1 pseudogene is annotated in these 810 nt (G+C 34.2%); it reads right to left on the bottom strand.

The window, feature by feature from the left end:
- Positions 1–805: pseudogene (locus tag FJU10_RS18940) on the bottom strand (IS3 family transposase); the annotation flags it as partial.
- Between the last annotated feature and the right edge of the window lie 5 nt (positions 806–810).

Genomic DNA, 810 nt, shown 5'->3' with positions numbered 1-810 from the left:
ACAACTAATTGATCTTTCATTCTAGGTGACATAGACCATCCAACAATCTTTCTCGTACAGACATCAATAAATACAGATAAATAAAGTGTTCCTTCTTTCAGAGGAATGTAGGTAATGTCTCCTAACCAAATTTTATTTTTTTCTGTTGCCTTAAACGTTTGATTAATAAGATTGGGTTGTGAAAGAGAGGGCGACTTTCGATTATAATACTTGTATTTATAGGTACTGCCTTTAGCATAAAGACCAAGTTGATGAAGAAGCTTTCCTACACGTTTTCGATTAACAAGAATTCCTTTTTTATTTAATACTTTTGTTATGCGAATCGCTCCATATCTTCCATGATGTTCCTGAAAAATAGTAGCGATTTCTTCTTTCAAGAGTTCATTCTCTTTTTTTCTTTTGGATGGTTTTCTTTTAAGGAACTCATAAAAACCAGCTTTTGAAACGTTCAATGTCTGGCAAGCTCTCCGGATATTCAACTCATTTTTGTGTTCTTTTAAGTACTGAAATCTTACTTCTTGTTTGGCTTCAAGAAGACCTGGAACTTTTTTAATAAGTCTAATTCCTCTCTTAGATAACGATTTTCTTGTTCGAGTTTCTTTATTTCATAATGGGCATCAAAAAGTGCGCTCCCTTTTCCAGGGAACGCACTTTCTCCATATTTTTCAACTTCTTGAACCCATCGATACAAGCTATTAGCGTGAACTTCTAGCTGTAGGCTAACTTCTTTAACAGAAAATCCTTCTTCAGTTACCAGTTTTACAGCGGCGATTTTAAATGCTTTATCAAATGAACGTCTTGGCATAATCT

The sequence above is a fragment of the Enterococcus sp. OL5 genome (assembly GCF_006491895.1).
GTDB classification, from domain to species: Bacteria; Bacillota; Bacilli; order Lactobacillales; family Enterococcaceae; genus Enterococcus_D; species Enterococcus_D innesii.
Note: the sequence above shows the minus strand (reverse complement) of the source record. Positions and strands in the feature narration are given on the sequence as shown.